Below are 21,210 nucleotides of genomic sequence, written 5' to 3'. Positions count from 1 at the left end.
TCGAAACTACAAGGCACGAACCGGCAATTGGTACTGGGGAGCGCCCATCAAATCAATGCCACAGGAAAGGTTCTCCAGCCAGTCCAACAACTGCGGTATCGCCGGCCCCACCAAGGGAGCGCCGTGCTGCGGGGCAATCATCCGGATATCCAACGCGCGCACTATCTTGACCCACAGCTTTAGAATTTTGTTGCTCACCATGTACCGCCGGTGGAATGCCTCCATTCCCGCGGGCATGGGGTGTAAGCTATTTATAGAGCGCTTGGCATCCTGCCCACCCACCATGGATACGCCCAAATCACCTGAAAACAGGATTTTGCTGATCGGGTCGTAAAACTGGAAATTTCCTTCAGCATGCATGAAGTGGGCAGGTAGCAACAAGAGCTCCGAGTTGCCCAAGCGCAAGATACCGCCCTCGTCGGGGATCGGTGTGATGCGATCTTCGGTCTTCCCGACTTTGCAGAAATGTGGTGCAAACCGCGCCCATAGCTGGGAGATCAGTAGCTTTGCAGAAGTGGACGTCATCCAGCGATCTAGGGACGCGATGATGTCCGGATCCGCATGCGAAGCAATGATGTAGTCCAGATGCTGAGGCGCCACATATTCACGCATCGTGAGATTCAGCGCGTTGAACGTCATGTTGCCGCCGGGGTCAATGATGGCTGCCTGACCGTGATTGACAATGAGAAACTGATTGGCCTGTACCGCCTCTGCCTCGTCGGTCACCAGATCGGAAAACATGATGCAGCAATGCTGCGGACTTTTGAAGAGTTCAATTGCCATGAGGGTGCCCTATGAAAAATGGGCGCTGATGCGCCCATTCAAAACCCCATTGTGAAATCTATCGCCCGCGAAGGCTCTGATTCAAATCAATTCTTGGGCGCCTTGGTAACGCGGACTTTGGAGCCGGTTGTTACCAATACCACAGGATCCCCAGCCACCAACTGCTCACCGCCTTTGGCCTGAACAATGGCGCGGCGGTCGCCGTTTTTCAGTTGCACCAGGATTTCAACCGCTTCTTCCTTGGTGGAGAATCGCTCAATCGCATTACCTGCGGCTGCGCCGGCTACGCCCGCAAGTACGCCAAGTACTTGCGCTTCGCGCTGCACACCACTGCCGCTGAAGCCCCCAATGGCCCCCACGACTCCGCCTACCGCGGCGCCCACGCCGGACTGGTTGCCATCCACCACGACATTGCGAATGGACAACACGACCCCACCCTGAACTTGCGCCAAGCGTTGGGAATCGCCACGCTGAATCACATCAGGGCTGCTGCTTGCACATGCCCCCAACAAGCCCACCGTGGCACTGATACCAATCCATTTCAACCACTGCTTCATAACAATCTCCAATTTGCAAAACATGTCGCTCAAGGCCAACTAACGCCTCAGGCCCCGGATCCGTTGTCAGCCTGATTGTCCATGGGCAATGTAAACCGTGTGTCAAGCAGGGCCAGAAGTCCGAATTCTTGCAAGATGGATTTCAAACGCTCGGCCGCCTGCCGCTTCTTTTGACCGGTGTAGCGCGCCAGAATCAATTCGTTTTTCATGCTGTGCTCCCAGCCTACCAGCTCTGTGACAGTTACCTGATAGCCATGGGCTTCGAGGTACAAACAGCGCAAGACATTCGTGAGCTGGCTACCCATTTCACGAGTGTGCAAAGGGTGGCGCCATAGTTCGGCAAGAGGTGTGCGCGTTAAACTGAGCGCCTTGCTTTGGCTCAAATGGCGGGCCAACTCTGCTTGGCAGCATGGCACCAACACGAACGCTTTGACCCGCTTTTCCAACCCGAACGCAATCGCATCGTCCGTGGCGGTGTCGCAAGCATGGAGGGCTGTAACTACGTCAAAGGTTTTGGGTAACTCTTCAAGCTGTGTCGCCGCCTCCACGCTGACGTTCAAAAAGCTCATGCGGCCAAAGCCCAGCTTGTCAGCCAAAGCCCGTGATTTATCGACCAGTTCGACTCGGGTTTCGATCCCATACAGGTGGCTCTGCGGGAGGTGCTTGAAATACAGGTCGTAAAGAATGAAGCCCAGATACGACTTACCGGCGCCGTGATCCGCCAGGGTGAAGCTTCCGCCGGATGTTTGCGGCAGCTCATTCATCAATTTTTCAATGAACTGATAAAGGTGATAGACCTGCTTGAGCTTGCGACGGGAATCTTGGTTGAGCTTGCCGTCACGGGTCAGGATGTGAAGCTCTTTGAGTAGCTCTACCGATTGGCCGGGGCGGATCTCCGGGATTTGCCCTTCAGGCAACGCTGGCGCACCGCTTTGACCGGGGGATACCTTATTTTTTTTCATATCGTTATTTGGGGACTGGGGCTGCTGCAGGGTAAGCCGCCACATCGAGCGCCGCCCACCCTGCTGCACCAAGCGCCTCGAGTGTGGCAATATTGCGGGCATAGATCTGCTCAGCGTCGGGAAAGGCTTCTACGGCTTTGTCGATGCTGGCCTCGCGCAGCAAATGCAATATTGGATACGGGGCGCGATTGGTGAAGTTGCCGATATCGTCCGGCTCTGCATCGGCAAACTGAAAATCCGGGTGAAAACTGGCGATCTGCAATTCGCCGCTGAGCTTGAGCTTGCGCAGCAGTTTGTCGGCGGGGTACAAAAAGTCATTGAACGCTAAAAACTCTGTCAGAGCGTCGGGCAGTATCAGGAGCGTGGTGTCTCTGGTCTCGGGCGGACTGGCTTGCAGAGCGAGCAACTCCGTCTGCAACACCTCCAACACATCAGCCGGCGCGGTTTCCCGGCACACTACATAGTGCACCTGGCTCTTGACGTGAACAGCCTTTGCAAACGGGCACAGATTGAGCCCGATGACCGCGCGCTCAAGCCACTGCCGGGTCCGTGCGATCACGACATCGTCTGTTTGCGGGGCAAGGCGGGGGGACTCAGACATGGAACAAGGATCTTCCGGTCAAGCGGGCGTGCTCGCGCAAGGCGAAGCGGTCGGTCATTCCTGCTATGTGGTCACTAACTCGCCGCTGAAGAGTGATCTCGCCCGCGGGCTCGCTGTCTTGGCGCATTTCAGCCGGCGTCTCCTGATAGGCATCAAAAAGATCCCGTACTACCTGCTTGGCCTTGTTCATCGTGTCCATCACCTGGTCGTGGCGGTAGAGGTGGTCAAAGAGAAATTTTTTCAACTCACGGGTTTCCGCCCGCATGCCGGGGCTGAACAACACCAAAGGCTTTGTAGCACGCACGTCCACCACACTTGCCGGCCGGCTTTCTGCCAATTGGGCTTGGGTCGTTTTGAGTACGTCGTACACCATGTCGCTCAGCATCAAGCGAATGGATTCGTAGAGCCAACGCCGCTGCTGTGGAGGCCGCGCCAGTTTCACGTGTTGTGTGAGCGCCTGCCGGGCATAGCGCGAAAACAGGGGCACCTCCAGCATTTGCTCCATCAGCAGCAAACCGGAACGGACACCATCATCAATATCGTGGCAGTTGTAGGCGATTTCATCGGCCAGATTGCAGAGCTGGGCCTCGAGACTCGGTTGCCCGCCATCCAGGAATCTGCGGGCGACACCGGCAGCTGCAGCAGGAAAGTCGACCTCAGCCTGCTCCAGTGCGTGGGCATTGGTACGGGAGCAATGCTTCAAGATGCCTTCGCGAGACTCAAAGCACAAATTGAGGCCATCAAACTGGGGATACCGCGCCTCCAGGTGGTCCACAACCCGCAGGCTTTGCAGGTTGTGTTCAAAACCACCATATTCGGCCATGCACTCGTGAAGCGCATCTTGTCCCGCATGACCGAAAGGGGTGTGCCCCAAGTCATGGGCCAAGGCGATAGTTTCGACCACGTCTTCATTCAGGCCGAGGGTCCGGGCCATCGATCGCCCCAGCTGCGCGACCTCGAGGGAATGCGTGAGGCGGGTGCGAAAGAGGTCGCCTTCGTGGTTGATGAACACCTGTGTCTTGTAAACCAAGCGCCTGAAAGCGGTGGAGTGAACAATCCGATCCCGATCCCTCTGAAAAGGGGTCCGGGTCGGCGCTGCCTCTTCAGGAAAACGTCGCCCCCTGCTGGTCTCAGGCAAACAGGCGTAGGGCTGAAGCTGATCCATAGAATTACGCTATTACCCTTGTTTTATATGCGCAAGCAGCTACTATTTTTATAGCAATTACAAACAGCAAGCGTCTATCACTTCGCGCACAAGCGCATCAGGTGCACTGCGAAGCGCTGCACGCCCCGGGCTATCGATGACTACAAACCGGATTTCACCGGCTTCCGATTTTTTGTCATGCCGCATCAAATCAAGATAGGCGCCGGCATTGTCTTCGGCATGTAGCAGCGGCGCTTTGACTGGCAAACCAGCGGCCGCGATCAAGCGCGTCAGTCGGGCCACAAAAGCCGCATCCACCAAGCCCAGACGCTCCGACAAGCTTGCAGCCATGACCATTCCGCATCCGACGGCCTCACCGTGCAACCATTCTCCATACCCCAAGCCTGCCTCGATGGCGTGGCCAAAGGTATGACCGAAGTTCAAAATGGCACGAAGCCCGGACTCTCGCTCGTCTTGGCCCACTACCCAAGCCTTGATTTCACAACTCCGCTTCACCGCATGCGCTAGTGTGACGCTGTCCAGACTGACCAAGTGCTCGATATTGGCTTCGATCCAATCGAAAAACTCCATGTCAGCGATGGGCCCGTATTTGATGACTTCGGCCAGACCGGCGCTCACCTCACGAGCGGGCAAGGTGCCCAAGGTCGCCAGGTCACACAGCACCATCTGAGGCTGATGGAAAGCGCCCACCATATTTTTGCCGAGTGGGTGGTTGATGCCCGTTTTGCCGCCTACCGACGAATCCACCTGAGCGAGCAAAGTTGTAGGCACCTGCACGAAAGGCACACCACGCATATAGCTTGCCGCGGCGAACCCCGTCATGTCCCCCACCACGCCGCCACCCAGGGCAAACAGCGTCGTCTTTCGGTCCGCTGTGTTCGCCAGCAGAACGTCGAAAATTAGATTCAACGTTTCCCAATGCTTATGGGCCTCGCCATCGGGGAGCGCTAAGGTCAAAACACGCACGTAATGCGGTGCCAGCCCCGCCTTCAATTTAGCAACATACAACGGCGCTACCGTCGTGTTGCTCACAACCAGTGCCGTGTGCGCAGCAGGTAAACCGGAGAAGATGGACTCACTGGCCAGGAGATCGTGGCCGATATGAATGGGATAGCTTCGCTCTTCAAGCGAAATGTGAACCGTGTGAAGCACTTGCGTAGTCATAGCCCGATAGTTTAGGGCCTACCCGTGATGGGCAAAAAGACCAACTTAGTCGACCGAGGGAATGGCGCCAGATAGCTCGAGCTGCATGACGATCATATTGACCAAGGTTGCTACAGAGGGGCGACCGGTCTCTAGGACGAAATGGGCCGTTTCTCGGTACAAAGGATCACGAGTCGCAAACAACTCGCGCATACGTGCCAGAGGATCAGACACTTGCAACAAAGGCCTGCTCACGTCGTGGCGCAACCGCCTGAACAATTCTTCTGGGGTGGACTTCAGATACACGACCTTGCCGCGCGCATGCAAATTGCCCCGATTATTCGAGCGCAACACCGCACCGCCGCCGGTCGATAAGACGGAGTCTGCATTATTTGACAGCTCGTCCAAGACATCCTCTTCGATATCGCGGAAGCGCTCCTCCCCTTCCCGATCAAAGAATTCACGGATAGAACAACCGATACGGCTTTCAATCGCGTGGTCTGAGTCAACAAAGGGAAGGCGCAAACGTCGCGCTAGTTGCCGCCCGACGGTGGTCTTCCCGGAGCCGGGAAGACCGACAAGACTAATGCTCAATTCGTAGCTACCTCACCATGCTGGAATCAACGTCCCACCACTTTGTCGGCAATGACTTTTGGTGTGATGAACACGAGCATCTCTCTTTTCTGGATTTCTTTGGCCTTATTGCGGAAGAGGATTCCCAAGCCCGGCAGATCGCCAAAGAAGGGGACCTTCGTTTCCGTATCGGTCGAGCTCTCAGTGAAAATACCACCAATCACCACCGTGCCGCCGTTCTCTACCAAGACTTGGGTTTGAACGTGCTTGGTGTCAATCGCGAAGCCGGCAGGGGTGGATTGACCTACGGTGTCTTTAGTTACATCTAAGGTCAAGATAATATTGCCCTCAGGCGTAATCTGCGGGAGCACTTCGAGTTTCAGGTTCGCTTTACGAAACGCGATGGACGTAGCACCGCTCGATGACGCTACCTGGTATGGCAGTTCCGTGCCCTGCTCAATCAGCGCGCGGATCTGATCAGCCGTCACAACCCTAGGGCTGGACACCACTTTGCCCTTACCTTCAGCCTCCAGCGCAGAGATTTCCAAATTCAAGAAACGATCGGCACCTGCACCGAAAATAGAGACCGCAAACTGACCCGGCGAGTTGCTCCCCAGTGCCCCTGTCGAGGGCAAGTTTACAAAGTTGCCCGATGTAGTGGCTGCGGAGCCAGCCACATAACTCGAGCCCAGCGAGATACCCGGCTTGTCGCCGGAAGCACCAGCGGAGCCGCCGCCACCCAGCTTCACACCTAGCGACTTACCGAAAGAGTCGGAGGCCTCCACAATCCGCGCTTCAATCAATACTTGGCGCACTGCGATGTCGATCTTGGAGATGAGCTGCTGCACCTGCTCCAACTTACTGGGGATATCAGTCACGAACAACTGGTTAGTGCGATTCTCCGAAATCACGCTGCCACGGGAGGAAAGTATCCGCGTCGCGGTCACGCCTTGACCGGCACCGGAACTTGAGGCGATCAAGCCCACGGCAATATCAGACGCCTTGCCGTAGTTGATCTGAAAAGCTTGAGTGCGCAAGGGCTCCAAGTTTTGCACAGCCACTACGGTCTCAAGATCGAGCTTTTCTTTGGCTGCGATCTCATCTTTCGGAGCAACCCACAAGACGTTTCCAGTCTTGCGCATACCCAACCCCTTGGCCTGCAGAATGATATCCAGAGCTTGATCCCAAGGGACATCTTGCAAACGGAGCGTCACTGAGCCGGCTACCGAATCAGAGGTCACGATGTTGAAGTTGGTGAAGTCGGCTATCACTTGCAAAAGTGAACGCACTTCGATACTCTGGAAGTTCAGAGATAGCTTTTGTCCGTTGTAGCCGGGGCCTTGCGTCAACTTTTTGGGGTCAACCTTGATCTCTTTGACCTCAACCACAAATTGCTCATCACTTTGATACGCACTGTGCTCCCACTGCCCTTGGGGCTCGATCACCATACGCACACGGTCCCCGGATTGCGTAGTCGTTACAGATTTCACTGGCGTTCCGAAATCGGCCACATCCAACTTGCGACGCAAGCCTTCTGGCAGGCTGGACTTCATGAACTCAACAACCAGACCTTGCCCCTGCTGACGTATGTCCACACCCACTTGGCTATTGGGTAAAGTCACGATTACACGACCCGCGCCATCAGCCCCCCGGCGGAAATCCACATCTTTCAGCGGTGCTGCTACTCGCGCGATCGGCTCAGCGAAAGCACTGACTGGTTTCGTATTAGCTACCTCCGCAGCGCCCAATGACACAATCAAAGATTTACCCAAAATCTCAGCCTTGTAAGCGGCGGCTTGCTTCAGATTGAGCACCACACGGGTACGTTCACCCGCCTGAACCACGCTGACGGAACGCAGGTTGCCTTGATTGATCTCCACCGTCGATCGCCCCATAGCGTTTGCAACACCGGGAAAATCGAGCGCGATACGTGCTGGTGATTGAATAGCAAAGCCTGTAGGCAACGCGGTGAGCGCCTCGCTCAAGTCAATGCGGACGACCTCGTGCCCGCCCTGCAGAGACCCCGACACGGATTCGACAGCTCCTTGCGCGAACGCAAACTGTCCGACCATCAAAGACAGGGTAAAAGCAATTTTTTTAAACATGCACATTCCAAGTAAATCGTTCGGACACCTCATCTCGCCCTCTCTTGCAACTCAAGTGTTGCGACACGCTCAATCCACTCGCCCGCAGCGTCTTGAACGATTTCACGCAAGGTGACTTGGGTTTCCGTGATTTTGGTGACTTTGCCGTAGTTTTGCCCCAAATAGTTTCCAGACCGCACCTGATACAGCAGGTTATCCACACGGACCAAGGCAACGGGTTGACCTGATTTCGACAGATTGCCGACCAGCGACATCGTATCCAATGGAAAGGACTCCAATGGCTCTTTCCGTCTCGCAAGTTCAGGCGCAACCAAAGCTCCATTGGTCACCGCCTGAGAAGACTCCCGCTTGAGTGCTTGTGTTAATTTCACACTACTGAAAGGCTCTGTGGCAGAGGTATCTGCATATTTTTCTGGAACAAACTGCTTGGGAGCAGGAATCGGAGCCACTTTTGGTCGGGTCTGGTTCCGCTCCTCAACAATCCAGTTCCTGAGGTCATCTTCGCCGCTGGAGCCGCAAGCATTCAATAACAAGCCAAGTGCTCCGACGGCTGCAATGCGCAAAACTTTCATTTCTTCGCTCCCGACGCAGCACGCTGTGCCATGACCTCATCTGGGTCCAGATACCTGAAAGTCTTAGCTGTGGCGTCAAGGGTCAATGAACCATCCGGACGGGGCGACAGCGATAAATTGTTCAACGTCACAATGCGCGACAAATTGGCGATATCAGAGGCAAAACTCCCGATATCATGGTATTTCCCAGTGACTTTGATCGTGATGGGTAACTCTGCGTAGTATTCCTTGACCGCAATCTGTCCAGGCCTGAAAAGTTCAAATTGCAGACTCCGACCCAAGCCTGCTTGGTTGATGTCCGATAGCAACGCATCCATTTCCGCCTTGCTTGGCAATTGCTTTTCAAGTTGCGTCACATATTGCTGAACCTGCTCGCGTTGCTTCCGCAGCACATCAAGATTCACGGCCTTGGTCAACTTCTTTTTGTAGTCTTCGCGCAGCACGATCTCTTTGTCTTGCTCCGCTTGCAGGGTCTCTTGAGATCCGGACAGCCACGCAAACCAAAGGAGACCTACCACGAAGGAGGCCGCTGCAACCAACAAAAGATAACGAGGAATGGAAGGCCAAAGCGATGGATCCTTTGGATCCAAATCACGAAATTGCGACGTCAGCTTTTCTTGTAAGTCTGCAAAATTAATCGAAAGATTCAAATTTTTAGCCATGTGAACTCACATCAAAGCTTAGGGGCAGAGGCCGCTACAGCGGGGGCGCTCGCACTGGCGGCAGACATTTCGGCCTGTTTCGCGGCTAGTTGCTCAGCCTCGCTAGCACGCATTAGCTTGACTTTTACATTGAAATTGAAAGTTCGACGCTGCTCCTTCGGAGAGATCGCTGTCGATCCAGCACTGATTTCAATCAACTCCGGCTTGCTAAACCAAGGTGTATTTTTGGCAAGGTTACGCAGTAACTCCGATACACGCTCGTTGGATTGCGCTACGCCTGTGATCAATACTTGCTGGTCCTGCTGAACCATCTTGTTAATAAAGACACCGTCAGGCAACCGGACAACTAGTTCAGAAAGCAAATGCACTGGCAAGTTGCGATCTGACTGCAAGTCTTCAACAGCCTGCTGCCGAGCGCGCAAAGCAGCAATCTCAGTCTCCAGTCCGGCGATGTCTTTAATCTGACCCTCGAGCTTTTTGATCTCTGTTTCCAGCGCAAAGTTGTTGCTCTGCTGCTGAGAGATAGCAGCTTCGTACGACAGATAGACAGTTCCAGCAATCAGCCCACCAAGCAAGGCTGCGGCCGCAAGTGCCAAGTTAAAAACATCTTTGCGCTTTTTTCGGGCCGCCTCTCGGTGCGGCAAAAGGTTGATCAATATCACTGGGAGAACCTCCGCAACGCAAGACCACAAGAGGTCAGGTACGAAGGCGCTTCACGCGTCATGCGCTTCAAGCGCACCCCTTCTCCAATTTCCATGCCATCAAACGGATTAAGAAGGCTACAAGGGAAAGATGTGTGCTGAGTGACAGCATTTGTCAATGCTGGAAGTGCAGCAGAACCACCTGCCAGCATGATGTAGTCCACTCGGTTGTGTGGCGTACTTGTAAAAAAGAACTGCAAAGCACGACCCAGCTCTTGCACCATGGTGTCTATAAACGGCTTGAGTACAGTGGATTCGTAATCGTCGGGTAGCTCACCGCTGCGTTTCTTGTTCTCGGCCTCCTCTTGGGAGAACCCGTATTGCCGAACAATAAGCTGGGTTAGCTGCGCACCGCCAAACGCTTGGTCACGGTCGTACAAAACCTCTTCATCGCGCATGACTTGCATACTTGTGGTCATGGCGCCAATCTCAAAAAGCGCGACGATCAAACCGGCACCTTGCCCGGGCAAATTTTCGATCAGCCGCCCGGCCGCCAAGCGAGCAGCATAGGACTCCACATCGACAATGACTGGTGTCAATCCAGCCGCTTCCGCTAAACCTTGAATGTCCTGCACCTTCTCCCGTCGGGAGGCCGCTATCAACACCTCTATATCCCCCACACTGGAAGCACTGGGGCCAACAACGCAAAAGTCCAGACTTACTTCATCCATGGGAAACGGAATGTATTGGTTGGCCTCGGCCTCTACTTGTTGCTCGAGCTCCAAGTCCGACATGCCGCCCTGCAAAATGATTTTTTTTGTAATCACTGCGGAGGGGGGCAGCGCCATCGCAACGCTCTTGGTTTTGGTGCCGCTTTTCTTGACCAGCTTGCGTATAGCTTCAGCTACTTCGTCAAATTTTTCAACATTACCGTCAACAAACCAGCCTCGCTCAAGGGGCTCAATGGCACAGCGCTCCAAAACCAAATTACCGGCCTTATCGCGACCGAGCTCCACCAGCTTCACGCTGGAGGAGCTGATATCCAGCCCGAGCATTGGAGCTGGCTGACGGCTAAACAACGCCCCTATTGATATCAAAATGGTCCCCTGAAACAGAACGACAACGCGTCGTTCGGACTTAACAAATCACTTCAATGCTATCAGCAAGGGTATTGAGCGGCAAAGGATTTTTCACTTTCTGACAATTTATAACGTTGTCAAAACCCGACGCCTGAAGGTGGCTCGGAAAGCCTATTTGCTCCTTGGCAGTCCATTGAAAAGACGTTTTAAAAGATCCGTTCAGAAAGCCATCAACGCAGTCAGCTGCATAGGGCCGCTCGTTTTTATAATTGCTTGAACATCAGATCGCCTACATGCCCACATCCTCCGATACTGCAAAGCACTCTCCCTCAAAACAAACACATTGGTTATGGGTGGCGCTGGCTTGGTTAGCCGGCTTGAGTGCTGCAGCCATTCTTTCGGTTTTGACCCTGGTCGCATTGGCTCTTGCATTGGCTTATCCGAATTTGCCAGATATCAGCGACATCGCAGACTATCGCCCAAAGCTCCCGCTGCGGGTCTTTTCTGCTGACGGTGATTTGATCGGGGAATTCGGAGAGGAGCGCCGAAAGCTCACCCCTATTCGAGAGATACCCAAGGTGATGACAAACGCCATTCTTGCGGTGGAAGACGCGCGTTTTTACCAGCATGGCGGCGTGGACTATGTCGGGGTCATGCGTGCCGGCTTGGCAAATGTCGGCCGAGCCAAAAGCCAAGGTGCTTCGACCATCACCATGCAAGTGGCGCGGAACGTCTACCTGACTTCCGAGAAAACGTTCACTCGCAAAATTTATGAAATTTTGCTCACCTTCAAGTTGGAACACATGCTCTCCAAGGACCAGATCTTGGAAATCTACATGAACCAGATTTTCTTGGGCAACCGCGCGTATGGTTTCGCCGCCGCTTCAGAAATCTACTTTGGTAAGCCTTTGAAGGATGTCTCGATCGCGGAAGCTGCAATGTTGGCAGGTCTTCCAAAAGCGCCTTCCGCCTACAACCCGATCAGCAACCCCAAGCGGGCAAAAGTGCGGCAGGGGTACATCATTGATCGTATGTTGGAAAACGGATTTATTACAGAGCAGGAAGCCGAAACTGCACACGCAGAACAGTTGGTCATCAAGACTGGACCCAACGCCAATCCGATCCATGCGGAATACATTTCGGAAATGGTGCGGCAACTGATGTACAGCCAGTACGGCGATGAAACATATACGCGCGGCCTCAATGTGTTCACCACGATCAAATCTGAGCAGCAGATCGCGGCATATCGCGCCCTTCGGCGCGGCATCATGGATTTCGAACGCCGGCAGTTTTATCGCGGACCGGAAAAGTTCGTCGAACTCCCCGCCAAAGGCCAGGAATTGGAAGATGCTATCGACGAAGCGCTAGACGAACATCCGGACAATGGGGATGTCATGGCCGCTATCGTTCTCCAAGCGGATACCAAACGAATCAAGGCCCAGCGGCAGAACGGAGAGGTGGTAGAGATCACCGGCGACGGCCTGAAGCCTGCCCAATCCGGACTATTAGACAAAGCACCACCCAACATCAAGCTTCGAAAGGGCGCAGTCATCCGGGTTGCCAAAACAATCAAAGGCGGATGGGAGGTCACCCAACTGCCGGAGGTCGAGGGCGCATTTATCGCTATGGACCCACGCGACGGATCTATCCGGGCCCTCGTCGGCGGCTTTGACTTTGCAAAAAACAAATTCAATCACGTGACGCAGGCATGGCGCCAACCAGGCTCAAGCTTCAAGCCCTTCATCTATTCAGCAGCTCTGGAAAAAGGCTTCGGTCCAGCATCAGTGGTGAACGACGCGCCGTTGTTCTTCGATGCCGGCGTCACAGGAGGGCAGCCATGGGAGCCAAAGAACTACGACGGCACATTCGAAGGTCCGATGACCCTTCGCAAGGGTCTGGCCAAATCAAAAAACATGATTTCAATACGGGTCTTGAACTCAATCGGCGCCCCTTACGCGCAAGAATGGGTGACTCGCTTCGGCTTTGAACCCGAAAAACACCCCGCTTACCTGACCATGGCGCTCGGCGCAGGCGCGGTAACACCGCTACAAATGGCGAGCGCCTACTCCGTGTTTGCAAACGGCGGCTATCGCGTCAACCCATGGATTATTTCCAAGGTCAGCGAACAGAGGGGCAAAGTACTTGTGGAAACCAAGCCGCCTGAACTTGCAAACACCGAAAGAGCTATCGACGAACGCAACGCGTTCATGATGAGTAGCCTGCTTCAAGAGATCACTCGCTCCGGAACGGCCGCTCGCGCCCAAGCGACGCTGAAACGCCCAGATCTTTACGGCAAGACAGGTACAACCAATGACTCTATGGATGCCTGGTTTGCCGGCTACCAACCCACCATCACTGCAGTGACTTGGATTGGCTACGACACACCCCGCAAGCTTGGTGATCGTGAGACCGGCGGCGGGCTCAGCCTGCCCGTATGGATCAGCTTCATGGAGACGGCACTCAAAGGCGTTTCCGTAAGCGAACCCACAGCGCCGGAAGGTGTAGTACGACTAGACAGTGAATGGTTTTATGAAGAATTCACCCCTGGCGCCGGCGTAAGCAACCTTGGCATGACCGATACAGCCGAGAGTACAAAAGAAGGCGGTACAGCAGCCGACGAAAAACAAAAAATCTTGGATCTTTTTAAGAACTAGGCAGCACTGAAAGTCAATGGAAAGCCAGCCTGAGCGCTGGCATTCGCGCTGAGTGCAGCAAAGAACTCTCCAGCCCCCTTTGTGTCTTGCCAAGCACCCTCATGCCAACGGTAGTGATACCCACCTGACTTCGCAGCGAGCCAAACCTCGTGAAGTGGTTTTTGAAGATTCACGATGATTTGAGAGCGGTTTGCAAATGTCAACGTGATCATGCTGCCCACACGCTGGTTATCAATATCGGCGTCCGACTCATCATTGATCCGATCGCAAGCGAGTTCGACGGACGTCAACAAAGATTCGGCAAGGCTCATGAATTCAGGGTCGGTCATTACAATTTACGCATGTTCAATAGAACCCGAATTCTAGTCAGCACCCTAAGCCCGCTTTGCCTTTGCGTGTTACTCACCGCTTGTGGTCAGACCGGAGCGCTGTATCTGCCGAAGCGCCCGGTACCTCCTGCAGGTGTCAAAGCTCCTCCCTCCGCCCCTGCTGCTTCTGCCAGCCCCAATACTTCTACCCCATGAGCGCACCACAACTCCCCGGACACCCCCACGTTCATTACCAGCAAGACCAACTACAGGTTGAAGGATGCGACTTAGGTGAATTGGCTTCGCTCCATGGGACACCTCTATTTGTATATTCCAAAGCCTCCATGCTGGGCGCGCTAGCCGCTTATCAGCGTGGTTTTGCGGGCCGTAATGCACGCGTTTGCTACGCTATGAAAGCAAACTCCTCGCTAGCCATCCTGCAACTGTTTGCCAAAGCCGGATGTGGTTTTGACATCGTCTCTGGCGGCGAGCTCGCACGAGTGCTCGCGGCAGGCGCGCAAGCGGACAAAGTCATTTTTTCTGGCGTCGGGAAAACTCGTACAGAAATGGCGGTAGCGCTCAAGGCCGGAATCTGCTGCTTCAACGTTGAAAGCGAAGCAGAAATCGATGTCTTGAATGAAGTTGCCCTCGGCTTGAACTTGCAGGCGCCCATCAGCATCCGGGTGAATCCGAATGTAGACCCCAAAACCCACCCTTACATTTCGACCGGACTCAAAGGCAATAAATTTGGCATCGCACACGAGCGCACGCTCATGACGTACCAACGTGCAGCAGCGTTGGCGGGATTAAGAGTCGTGGGCATAGATTGCCACATTGGATCTCAAATCACCGAAGAGACGCCGTACCTTGACGCCATGGACCGGATGTTAGATTTGGTCGAGTCCATCGAAGCAGCGGGCATCCCTATTCATCACATCGACTTTGGCGGTGGTTTGGGCATCAACTACAACGGTGACACACCACCCGCTGCAGACGCTCTATGGCACAAATTACTGGTCAAGCTGGATGCGCGAGGATTCGGTCAGCGCCAGCTCATGATTGAGCCTGGGCGTTCGTTAGTAGGTAATGCAGGAGTCTGCGTTACCGAGGTTTTGTACATGAAGCCAGGTGAACAGAAAAATTTCTGCATCGTTGACGCTGCGATGAACGACCTTCCCCGGCCGGCCATGTACCAAGCCTTTCACACGATCGTCCCTCTACAGTATTCACCCACTCAACCATCGACTGAAGTTTTTGATGTTGTTGGCCCCGTCTGCGAGAGCGGTGACTGGATTGGACACGGCCGCGAACTGGCGGTCAAAGCGGGCGATCGGTTAGCCGTATTGTCTGCCGGCGCCTACTGCATGAGCATGTCGAGCAATTACAACTCCCGCCCTAAAGCGGCAGAGATCTTGGTAGATGGCACAAACAGCCACCTCATTCGCCAGCGTGATGAGTTTGCTGATCAGATTCGAGGCGAAAAGCTTCTTTAGAACTCATTTCCGCAGATACCTGCGGACTCTCCAACCCAACAAAATTCCGAGGATGGCGGCGTAAACGCCAACCTCGGTGAAATCGTTTTTTCCTGCGCGCATCCAGAAGAAATGCAAGGTTGCGAGCACGGCAATCGCGTACACAGAACGGTGGAGCATTTGCCATCGCTTGGCGCCCATGGCCTTGATCACTACGTTGAAGGAGGTGGCCGCCAGCGCGCTAAGTAGCAACATGGCTGTAAAACCCACCAGGATGAAGGGGCGCTTCACGATGTCCGCGGCTATATCCTGCACATCCAAGCCCATATCGAGCCAGCTGTATGAGAGCAGATGCAGCAATCCGTAAAAAAAGGTGGACACCCCTACCATGCGGCGGAACCGTGCCAAGCCGGACCACTTGCTGGCCTCCCGCAAAGGACTGATAACCAATGTCAGGCACAGTAAGCGCAGAGTCCAATCGCCAGTCGACCGTATCAGGGCCTCCGCAGGATTAGCACCCAAGCGATCCGTAAATACGGAGAACACCAGGTAGACCAGCGGAATACACAACACAGTCAACAGGCACGGCTTGGCCAGTCGATGCAGCAGCCACTTGTTCATCAGAATCGGCTGGGCAGTTAGAAAAACTTCTTCAAATCCATACCTGCGTAGAGCTGGCCCACTTGTGCCTCATAGCCGTTGAACATCAGCGTTTTGCGCTTCTTGTCGAACAACCCATCTTCACCAATACGGCGCTCTGTAGCCTGACTCCAGCGTGGATGGCCCACATTCGGATTTACATTTGAATAAAAGCCGTACTCATTCGCCGCGGCTTTGTTCCATGCGGTTGCCGGTGGCTTTTCAGTAAAGCGGATTTTCACAATGCTCTTGCCACTCTTGAATCCATATTTCCATGGAACAACTAGTCTCACAGGCGCACCGCTTTGGTTAGGTAAAACCTCGCCATACATGCCAAAAGTTAACAAGGTCAGAGGGTGCAGAGCCTCGTCTAACCGGAGGCCCTCCACGTAGGGCCAGTCCAAGACGCGTGATCCAACATACGGCATCGTCTTAGGATCTGCCAAGGTGACGAATTCGACATACTTGGCACTCCCCTGAGGCTCGACTCGCTTGATGAGCTCCGCCAAGGAGTAGCCCACCCATGGGATCACCATCGACCACCCCTCCACACAGCGGAGCCTGTACACGCGCTCTTCCAAAGGACTCAATTTCAGCAAATCTTCCAGCGCGTATTTGCCCGGCTTTTTGATAAGCCCTTCCACTTCAACTGTCCACGGCGTAGTCTTGAGGGTGTGGGCATTCACTGCCGGGTCCGCTTTGTCGGTCCCGAACTCGTAAAAGTTGTTGTAGGTGCTGGCGTCTTTGTAGGGCGTTACTTTTTCCGCAGTAACGGCACCATCGACAGACGTAATCTTGGTAGTCAGGGCGGCCAACTTGCCGGGGCGACTGCCCCAGCCGGAACCTTGCGCCATCGCATTCCTGGAGGCCCATGTTGCCAAGCCAGCACCAGCCACTCCCGTCGCAACGGTTTGCAATAGCTTGCGTCGGTTTTGATACACCACCTGCGGCGTTATCTCGCTCGACGCCGGATGCTGGAAACCGCTGGACTTGGAGTGATGGTGCATAAGTGTCTTCCTTGTTTCCGATTTGGTCGGTCGAGCTTGGGTTTTCTTACAGGGTCCCGTAGCTATGGAGTCCGCTCAAAAACATGTTCACGCCGATAAAGGCAAAAGTAGTGATTGCCAAGCCTGCCAAAGCCCACCATGCTGCGACCGTGCCGCGCAGGCCTTTCATCAGACGCATGTGCAGCCAAGCTGCATAGTTGAGCCAGACGATCAGAGCCCAAGTCTCCTTAGGATCCCAGCTCCAATAACCACCCCACGCCTCGGCAGCCCACAGCGCACCCAAGACTGTCGCGATCGTGAAAAATGCGAACCCCACCGCGATGGACTTGTACATCACATCATCCAAAACTTCGAAAGAGGGCAGTTTCTCAGCAATCGCGCGGCGCCCCAAAAGGATCCCAGCCACGATCAAAGCCGAAACGCCGAAATAGACAGCCCAATAATCGTTAAGGCCAGATGCGGAAGACTTGCGAAACACAATTGGCTCAAAGCACAACACAATACCCAGCAACCAGAGAGGCGCCAAACGGTACCACTTGGTCTCCGTGGCCTGCTGCTTAATCAGATAGGCAAAAGCCACCATCGCTGCCAGAGCAAAAGTGCCATAACCGATGAAGTTGGCGGGTACATGGAGCTTCATCCACCAGCTTTTAAGTGCTGGCACCAAAGGTTGAATTTCCTGCGCTTGCCGTGCTACGGTGTACCAGAGCAAGAAACCCACTGCGGCGCTCACGATCAGCATGACAAAAGCACCCAACGATCTGGTCTTGTATTGCGCTTCAAAATACAGATAGAAAAGCGCCGTCATCCAACAAAACATGATGAACACTTCATACAGATTGCTGACCGGGATGTGTCCGACATCTGCGCCCAACAGGTAGCTTTCAAACCAGCGAACCATCGTTCCGGTCAGCGCCATGATGACAGCCACCCACACCAAACGCGAGGCGATGAGCTCCAAACCGTCGGCACGGCCCTCGGCGAAAACAGCCACCCAGTAGAAAGCAGTCGCCATAAAGAACAGCATGCTCATCCACAAGATCGCGGACTGGCTGGATAAGAAATACTTGAGCCCGAACACTGTTTCAGCACGGCCCAGATCGCCTTGGTAAGCCGCAATGCCCGTTAGCGACAACACCGCCACCAGCAGCATCAGACGCTGCAAAGGCGCCCACAGCCAGCCCAACCAGATCGCGGCCGGCACTGCGCCCAAAAGGATGCCCTTTTCATAGACATCCATCGCGGAGTGATAACGCGCAAAGGCAAAAACGCCACCCGCAATCACGAAAGCGGCAAAAACCCATTCCCACCAAGTCCGGCGGAAATAGCTGTCATTGAGCTCCAAGGTGATGTTTTTGGCAGAAATCACCGCGGATTCGGCAGGTAGAGCACTCATTTTTCTTTTTCCTCAAGGGCTAGCAGTCGGCGCTTCAAATGTTCGAACTCTTTGTCGCCATCCATCGTTTTCCGGTTGGTTGAGAGCGCCATCGTTGCCGCAGAGATATCCGGCCTGCCGTCCAACGGCTCCAGCCAAATCCACAGGCGACGCTCTCGAACATACAGCATGGCGAAAATCCCCAGAATCAGCAAGGCACAACCAAGGTACACCACCGTTTTTCCGGGAGCACGAGCCACCTGGAATACGCTGGCCTGCACTTGCGTGAAGTCTGTCAAATTTAGCAAAAACGGAGCGGGATACAGCGGCAAATCACTCAATGCCAAGACCGACTGCGTCATGAATTGTTGAGTCTCTGCATCAGCTGGCAATGGCTTCAGCTTCGCAACCTCTCGGGTCATCTGCACCAGCTCGTAAAGAACGCCATTCAAAATACGGACCAGCACTTCGCCCGCCTTATTGCGCTCAGCTTCGGGCACGTTGGACTCAATGAAGTCGGAAATCGCTTGAAGACCCGCCACAGATCCACCCGCACCGGCAAACAGTGTCAAAGCGCGAGTCGCAGACCCGGCCAACTGCCCCATCAAATCATCTCGCTGCTTATCCACCGCTTTGCTGGCGTAACGCCGTACGGCCTCCTGCCGCATCACGGGGTCCGCGAGTGCACGACTCACCCGCAAAAACCCATCCAGACTGCCCTCTGCGTCAGCAGGCACTCTCAAATAACGGAAAGACTCTGCAGGACTCTCTCGCATACCCAACAAAAACACCGACTGCCCATCACCCAGATCTACCGGCAACATGTAATTGTTGAACTCTCGGGCTTGCCCAGCCATATCGCGGAGTTTGTAGCTGTAGCTCGGCCCGATGTTGCGCAGTGTCTTGCCATCCTTCAACTTATTGGCAGCTCCAAGCTGGGCATTGATAGAGGTGCGCAAATCCACCCCGCGCACATCAGTCTTGCCAACCGCATCGGCTGTCAAATTCTCCACATTAATGACACGTAACCCGGTGAACTCAACGGTCAATGCCTCTGCACCAGAAGACGAGTCGCCCTGAATAACGCTGCTACCGCCAACTACGCCGTCCACATCGAATGGTTTCGCAGCGGTGCGCAATGCCTCCCCTTTGAACTTGAGTGTCGAACCACCATCATCAAAACTGGATTGATAAATTTCAATCCCTTTGAAACTGGCAGGGTGATTCACCTCCACCCGGGCCGGGGTCTGCTCTCCCGTGGCTTTGTCGTGAATCACGATATCACTGGCAAATAGTTTGGGCATGCCCGTGGAGTAGTACTCCACAATAAACTTCTTGAGCTCAATGGCAAACGGCAGCTCCTGCAAAAGAATGCCATCGGATTGATTCAAAATCGCGGTGCTGGACTGAGTGCCTTCGGACACCATCACGTTGCCACGGAACGTCGGGTTACGTTCACTCAGCCGGTGCTGAGCGGGAACATCGGCAATCATTCCGCCGCCCTTGAAGGGGGTTTTATCGGCGAACAGCATTTGGGCACGCACCACCAAATCACCATCCAGCAACCCACCCAAGCACACCAGCACGATGGCGCTGTGCGCAGCGATGTAGCCCAGCTTATTGCTGGCACCTGTTTTGGCAGCCAGCATCCAACCAGTGCCCCGCGTAGTTTCGCGGGACTGCAGCTTGACCTTCCAGCCGCCGCCTGCTAGCAACCCGCCCAGTCGTCGCGCTGCTGCCTCGGGCGACTCTGCGAGCTCAGCCTGCGCTTTGTGCCCGAAGGCGCGCAAACTTTGCTCGCGGATGTTTTCCTTGTAGGAGCGCAGGTCGACCAAAATTTTGGGCGTGTTTCTGGCTACGCACAAAGAAGTGCTGACCACCAGGAACGCCAAGATCAACAGAAACCACCAGGCGCTGTACACATTGAACAGACTGGCACGCTGGAACACTTCAGCCCAAAATGGACCGAACTGATTGATGTAATTCCCTAGCGGCTCGTGCTGCTTCAGCACCGTACCGATCACTGAGGCAATACAAATCACCGTCAGCAAAGAAATGGCGAAGCGCATGGACGACAAAAGCTCGATGCTTGTGCGCCATGCACGGGAGCCAGCCTTTAGCTCAATACCTTGGGTGGAAACGGTCATGAAAAACAATCGAAAAAAAAGCGGGCCATCTAGAGGATGGTCCCGCCTGTTGGGGTGTCAATGCTCTCTTTGGTTCCCCTGAACCTCCGAAAGCTGACGAATCAGCGCAGTCCAGCGATGTAGTCCGATACTGCCTTGATTTCGCGGTCATTCAGCTTGGCTGCCACTTGCGTCATTTGCAGGTTGTTTTTGCGAACACCGTCACGGAAGGCGACTAGCTGCGCTACTGAGTAGTCGGCATGCTGGCCACTCAAGCGTGGGTATTGAGAAGGAATACCTGCCCCATTCGGGCTGTGGCAGCCTGCGCACGCAGGAACTTGGCGATCCGCGATACCCCCGCGGTAAATCCGCTCACCCAAGCTCACCAGATCCTTGTCCTTCGCAAAGCCGGGCTTTGCAGCCTTGCTGGCCAACCAGAAGGAGATGTTTTTCATGTCGTCATCGCTCAGGCCTGCAGCGAAGCCTTTCATGACGGCGTTATTTCTTTTGTCCGACTTGAATTCTTGGAGCTGCTTCACCAAGTATTCAGGGTGCTGCTGGGCAAGCTTAGGGTTACCCGCGATCGCAGAGTTTCCGTCTGCACCATGACAGGCAGCACATACTGCACCGTAGGCAGCCTCACCTTTGGCCAGATCCGGCTTTGCAGCTTTGGCTGACTCTTTTTTCGGCTCTTCCGCGTGGGAAGAAACGGCGAGTACGGCCACGGAGGCCGCAATAATCAATTGAGCGATCAACTTCATAGGAATGTTGTGTCTGGTAGCCGGA

21 protein-coding genes are annotated in these 21,210 nt (G+C 54.5%); 3 read left to right on the top strand and 18 right to left on the bottom strand.

Features of this window, described 5'->3' with window-relative positions; genetic code table 11:
• Positions 1-6 precede the first annotated feature (6 nt).
• The 12 genes from U5L73_RS05905 to U5L73_RS05850 all read right to left on the bottom strand — a co-directional run bounded on the left by U5L73_RS05905 (position 7) and on the right by U5L73_RS05850 (position 10,861).
• Positions 7-783: an MBL fold metallo-hydrolase gene (locus U5L73_RS05905; protein WP_322561477.1), complete on the bottom strand. Its 777-nt coding sequence runs from the start codon at positions 781-783 to the stop codon at positions 7-9.
• Between the two features lie 86 nt (positions 784-869).
• Positions 870-1,340: a hypothetical protein gene (locus U5L73_RS05900; RefSeq protein WP_322561476.1), complete on the bottom strand. Its 471-nt coding sequence runs from the start codon at positions 1,338-1,340 to the stop codon at positions 870-872.
• A gap of 47 nt (positions 1,341-1,387) precedes the next feature.
• On the bottom strand, positions 1,388-2,302 hold the full coding sequence (locus U5L73_RS05895) for an SAM-dependent methyltransferase (protein WP_322561475.1): 915 nt from the start codon (positions 2,300-2,302) through the stop codon (positions 1,388-1,390).
• 4 nt (positions 2,303-2,306) lie between these two features.
• Positions 2,307-2,903 carry a DUF1415 domain-containing protein gene (locus U5L73_RS05890; protein ID WP_322561474.1) on the bottom strand — a complete coding sequence of 199 codons (597 nt, stop codon included), beginning with the start codon at positions 2,901-2,903 and terminating at the stop codon, positions 2,307-2,309.
• A complete protein-coding gene (locus tag U5L73_RS05885; protein ID WP_322561473.1) occupies positions 2,896-4,068 on the bottom strand; it encodes a deoxyguanosinetriphosphate triphosphohydrolase in 1,173 nt (390 codons plus the stop codon). Before U5L73_RS05885 ends, U5L73_RS05890 begins: the two co-directional genes overlap by 8 nt.
• A 57-nt stretch (positions 4,069-4,125) precedes the next feature.
• The gene (gene aroB, locus U5L73_RS05880) at positions 4,126-5,232 is read right to left on the bottom strand and encodes a 3-dehydroquinate synthase (protein WP_322561472.1); all 1,107 of its coding nucleotides are present in this window, start codon (positions 5,230-5,232) and stop codon (positions 4,126-4,128) included.
• Positions 5,233-5,277: 45 nt separating this feature from the next.
• Positions 5,278-5,805: a shikimate kinase gene (locus U5L73_RS05875; protein WP_322561471.1), complete on the bottom strand. Its 528-nt coding sequence runs from the start codon at positions 5,803-5,805 to the stop codon at positions 5,278-5,280.
• A 26-nt stretch (positions 5,806-5,831) separates the two neighbouring features.
• Positions 5,832-7,889: a type IV pilus secretin PilQ gene (gene pilQ / locus U5L73_RS05870; protein ID WP_322561470.1), complete on the bottom strand. Its 2,058-nt coding sequence runs from the start codon at positions 7,887-7,889 to the stop codon at positions 5,832-5,834.
• A gap of 29 nt (positions 7,890-7,918) precedes the next feature.
• Complete coding sequence (locus tag U5L73_RS05865; protein WP_322561469.1) at positions 7,919-8,461, bottom strand: pilus assembly protein PilP; 543 nt, start codon at positions 8,459-8,461, stop codon at positions 7,919-7,921.
• A complete protein-coding gene (locus tag U5L73_RS05860; RefSeq protein WP_322561468.1) occupies positions 8,458-9,123 on the bottom strand; it encodes a type 4a pilus biogenesis protein PilO in 666 nt (221 codons plus the stop codon). The genes U5L73_RS05865 and U5L73_RS05860 overlap by 4 nt, the downstream gene beginning before the upstream one ends.
• Before the next feature lie 11 nt (positions 9,124-9,134).
• Positions 9,135-9,785 (bottom strand): PilN domain-containing protein, encoded by a 651-nt coding sequence (locus U5L73_RS05855; RefSeq protein WP_322561467.1) that lies wholly within the window; start codon positions 9,783-9,785, stop codon positions 9,135-9,137.
• Positions 9,782-10,861, bottom strand: coding sequence for a pilus assembly protein PilM (locus U5L73_RS05850; protein WP_322561466.1), 1,080 nt, complete (start codon positions 10,859-10,861; stop codon positions 9,782-9,784). Before U5L73_RS05850 ends, U5L73_RS05855 begins: the two co-directional genes overlap by 4 nt.
• Positions 10,862-11,136: 275 nt before the next feature.
• On the opposite strand from U5L73_RS05850, the gene U5L73_RS05845 reads away from it, so the two are divergent.
• The gene (locus U5L73_RS05845; protein ID WP_322561465.1) at positions 11,137-13,497 is read left to right on the top strand and encodes a penicillin-binding protein 1A; all 2,361 of its coding nucleotides are present in this window, start codon (positions 11,137-11,139) and stop codon (positions 13,495-13,497) included.
• Here the strand turns inward: U5L73_RS05845 and cyaY are convergent.
• Positions 13,494-13,826, bottom strand: coding sequence for an iron donor protein CyaY (cyaY, locus tag U5L73_RS05840; RefSeq protein WP_322561464.1), 333 nt, complete (start codon positions 13,824-13,826; stop codon positions 13,494-13,496). The genes U5L73_RS05845 and cyaY overlap by 4 nt on opposite strands.
• A gap of 12 nt (positions 13,827-13,838) precedes the next feature.
• Between cyaY and lptM the strand changes: the two genes are divergently transcribed.
• On the top strand, positions 13,839-14,021 hold the full coding sequence (gene lptM / locus U5L73_RS17285; RefSeq protein ID WP_416221262.1) for an LPS translocon maturation chaperone LptM: 183 nt from the start codon (positions 13,839-13,841) through the stop codon (positions 14,019-14,021).
• Positions 14,018-15,298, top strand: a complete 1,281-nt coding sequence (gene lysA, locus U5L73_RS05835) for a diaminopimelate decarboxylase (RefSeq protein ID WP_322561463.1) — start codon at positions 14,018-14,020, stop codon at positions 15,296-15,298. Before lptM ends, lysA begins: the two co-directional genes overlap by 4 nt.
• 3 nt (positions 15,299-15,301) lie before the next feature.
• Here the strand turns inward: lysA and U5L73_RS05830 are convergent, their stop codons facing one another.
• The 5 genes from U5L73_RS05830 to U5L73_RS05810 all read right to left on the bottom strand — a co-directional run bounded on the left by U5L73_RS05830 (position 15,302) and on the right by U5L73_RS05810 (position 21,185).
• Positions 15,302-15,898, bottom strand: a complete 597-nt coding sequence (locus tag U5L73_RS05830) for a protein-methionine-sulfoxide reductase heme-binding subunit MsrQ (RefSeq protein WP_322561462.1) — start codon at positions 15,896-15,898, stop codon at positions 15,302-15,304.
• A gap of 17 nt (positions 15,899-15,915) precedes the next feature.
• The gene (gene msrP, locus U5L73_RS05825) at positions 15,916-16,923 is read right to left on the bottom strand and encodes a protein-methionine-sulfoxide reductase catalytic subunit MsrP (protein WP_322561461.1); all 1,008 of its coding nucleotides are present in this window, start codon (positions 16,921-16,923) and stop codon (positions 15,916-15,918) included.
• A gap of 46 nt (positions 16,924-16,969) precedes the next feature.
• A complete protein-coding gene (ccsB, locus tag U5L73_RS05820) occupies positions 16,970-18,319 on the bottom strand; it encodes a c-type cytochrome biogenesis protein CcsB (RefSeq protein ID WP_322561460.1) in 1,350 nt (449 codons plus the stop codon).
• Positions 18,316-20,445: a cytochrome c biogenesis protein ResB gene (locus tag U5L73_RS05815; protein WP_322561459.1), complete on the bottom strand. Its 2,130-nt coding sequence runs from the start codon at positions 20,443-20,445 to the stop codon at positions 18,316-18,318. Before U5L73_RS05815 ends, ccsB begins: the two co-directional genes overlap by 4 nt.
• 101 nt (positions 20,446-20,546) lie before the next feature.
• Positions 20,547-21,185 (bottom strand): c-type cytochrome, encoded by a 639-nt coding sequence (locus U5L73_RS05810; RefSeq protein WP_322561458.1) that lies wholly within the window; start codon positions 21,183-21,185, stop codon positions 20,547-20,549.
• Positions 21,186-21,210 lie beyond the last annotated feature (25 nt).

The organism is Rhodoferax sp. (genome assembly GCF_034520025.1).
Lineage (GTDB): Bacteria > Pseudomonadota > Gammaproteobacteria > Burkholderiales > Burkholderiaceae_C > Allorhodoferax.
The sequence above is the reverse complement of the archived record's forward strand: the minus strand, read 5'-3'. Positions and strand labels throughout refer to the sequence as shown.